Genomic DNA, 2,645 nt, shown 5'->3' with positions numbered 1-2,645 from the left:
GTTCACGTTATGTTCTACGCCGTTTCAGGCCACCTGTCACCACATGATGTGGTCCCGGACTCAAAGGGATAAGCCTTTCAGCGGCTATTACGCCAAGACCTCGCGGCCCTGCCCGTCGTTCTGCATCCAGCCCATGGAGGCCGCGCCCGGTGTCGCCACCATCGGCGAGTTGGAGCTGCTGGACCTGATGCAGGACCCGGACGCCGTGGTGGTGGATGCCCGCACGCTGGACTGGCACCTGGAGGGCACCATTCCCGGTTCGGTCCCCATCCCCTATACCGAGGTCTCTATGCGCCTGGACGAACTGGGCTGCACCGGCGAGTCGGGGGCGTGGCAGTGCGGCGCCGACGTGCCGGTGGTCGCGCTGTACTGCAACGGCATGTGGTGCGGACAGTCGCCGACGGCCATCCGCGCCATGGTGCGCGAGGGCTACCCGGCCGAGAAGCTGCGCTATTACCGGGGCGGCATGCAGGCGTGGACGCTGCTCGGCTTCCCAACGGTCGAGGGGATGATGTAGCGCCCGCGCTCTGATCGTTGCGCCCCTCTGGACCGACGACAGGGCGGCGGGCTCAGGTTAACGGGATCGCTCTTCCAGGTCTTTGCAGGGGGTGGGAGACCTGCGCTCGAGATCCTTCAGCCGCTTCGCGGCTTCAGGATGACATCCTATAATTTCAGTGCGTCATCCCGAGTGAGCGAAGCGAGACGAGGGATCTCGAGAGGCCCGCTCCGACAGCTCGGAACAGGCCGTCATGTTAACCTGAACCCGTTGCCCTGGGACCGACGATTCCGCCGTTGACGGTCAGAGGGGGCGTCTGTACTGTGCGCGCTCTTCGATTCGAGAGGCCGGCCCGCGCCGGCCCCTGTTTTTTGTGCGTCATGGCGGCCCGCGCCGCCGACGGCCTATCCTTGAGGACAGTCCCATGCGTGTGCGCAACTCGCTGAAGTCGGCCAAGACCCGCGACAAGAACTGCCGTATCGTGCGGCGCAAGGGCCGGGTCTACGTCATCAACAAGCAGAACCCCCGCTTCAAGGCCCGCCAGGGCTGATCCGGGCTTTCGGTCGCGTCGTCCGGACCCGATCCGGGCGCGCGGTCGCGGTCTGATCCGAAGCACGCGGCTGGTCTCCGCACACGGTGTTTGCGCCTCTGGCGCGGCCGGGTGATCGGTGCTCTGTGCCCGGACGCAACGGGCGGAGGCCAACGGCGGCGGAGACGATGACCCCGACGGGTCCGGGTCATCGCCGATCAGGATGAGGCACCCCGGCCGGCCCGAATGGCCGGCCTTTTTTTGTGGATCATCACGGAAAATCGGGGCCGCGGGGTCATGGTGTCCGGACTCCTACCCCCGGCAGGGGGGAGGCGTTCCGGTCCACCAAGTGCCGACCCGACGCCGCCCCGCGTCTTCCGCGTTCCCGGCGGCCCTCTCCTCCCGTACCATGCGGATGCGACGCGCGACCGTCCCGGATCGCGGTGCGGCCGGTGGCGCGCGCCACCCAACACGGTACAGGAGAGAACGTGATGACGGATTTCGTGAAGGTCGGTCGGGAATTGTCGGCGGGCATGGGGGAACTGGCCCGGGCCGATCCGCAGGCCATGACCGCCGTCCAGGGCCTGATGAACGTCACGACCGGCCGCGACGGGGACCTGTCCGTGCGCATGAAGGAGTTGATCGCGCTCGCCATCGCCATCTCGGTCCGCTGCGACGGCTGCATCGCCCATCACGTCAAGCGGGTGATCGAGGCCGGGGCGAGTCGCGGCGAGGTGGTCGAGACCATCGGCGTCGCCCAGATGATGGGCGGCGGCCCGGCCACCGTCTATGGCGTCGAGGCGCTGCGGGCCTACGACCAGTTCAAGGCCGCCCGCTGACGCGACCCAGGCCGCGCGAAGTTGAATATGACTCCTTCAACACAGGGTCGCTGCGACGTCCTGTTAGCCTGAGTCTTATGTTTGATCGCCGCAGCGCCCCTTTGGGGCGCGCGGCTCCGCCGCTTCGCGGCGCCGGCCCAGTCGGGCCGGCCGGCCGGCGAAAAGGAAGACCCTTTCCGTCGGCCGGTCTCATCCTTCCGCCAGCGGCGGCAGGTGGCGGCGCAGGATCTTGCCCACCGGGGACTTGGGGATCGCATCCACCCGCACATAGCGGCGCGGGCGCTTGTAGTTCGCCAGCCGCGACTCGCGGCACCAGGCGTCCAGGTCCGCGTCGGTGGCCGCGCCCGACAGCCGCACGAAGGCGGTGATGCACTGGCCGAGTCGCGCGTCCGGCAGCCCGGTCACCGCCACTTCGGCCACGGCCGGATGCAGCGACAGCACGGATTCGATCTCCACGGGCAGCACGTTCTCGCCGCCCGTAATCATCATGTCGTCCACGCGCCCGGTCACGAACACGTCGCCGTCCGCGTCCATATGGCCCACGTCGCCGGTGAAGTACCAGCCGTCGATCAGCGCCCGGGCGTCGGCGTCCGGCCGGTTCCAGTAGCCGCGAAAGGCCTCGTCGCTGTCCATGCGGGCGATGATCTGGCCGTCCTCGCCCACCCCCACGGTGTCGTCGGGATCGCCCGAGCCCAGGCGCACCAGCCGCACGGCGCTGTTCAGCCCCGCCTTGCCCGCGCTGCCCGGCTTGGCCGGGGCGTCCGGGTTGACGGTGAAAGTG

Annotated in this window: 4 protein-coding genes; 3 read left to right on the top strand and 1 reads right to left on the bottom strand. The window is 68.6% G+C overall.

Going from position 1 to position 2,645, the window contains the following annotated elements:
- From GHC57_RS18795 to GHC57_RS18785, 3 genes are all read left to right on the top strand, one after another.
- Positions 1–517: rhodanese-like domain-containing protein (locus tag GHC57_RS18795; RefSeq protein ID WP_153347150.1), on the top strand; the 517-nt coding region annotated here is incomplete at its 5' end.
- 403 nt (positions 518–920) lie between these two features.
- Positions 921–1,046 (top strand): type B 50S ribosomal protein L36, encoded by a 126-nt coding sequence (gene ykgO, locus GHC57_RS18790; protein ID WP_153347148.1) that lies wholly within the window; start codon positions 921–923, stop codon positions 1,044–1,046.
- A gap of 470 nt (positions 1,047–1,516) precedes the next feature.
- Complete coding sequence (locus GHC57_RS18785; protein WP_153347146.1) at positions 1,517–1,864, top strand: carboxymuconolactone decarboxylase family protein; 348 nt, start codon at positions 1,517–1,519, stop codon at positions 1,862–1,864.
- 189 nt (positions 1,865–2,053) lie between these two features.
- Here GHC57_RS18785 and GHC57_RS18780 read toward each other — a convergent pair.
- Positions 2,054–2,645: AMP-binding enzyme (locus GHC57_RS18780; RefSeq protein WP_153347144.1), on the bottom strand; the 592-nt coding region annotated here is incomplete at its 5' end.

It is taken from the genome of Roseospira navarrensis, from assembly GCF_009601025.1.
Lineage (GTDB): Bacteria > Pseudomonadota > Alphaproteobacteria > Rhodospirillales > Rhodospirillaceae > Rhodospira > Rhodospira navarrensis.
This window is presented reverse-complemented; position numbering and strand designations above follow the sequence as displayed.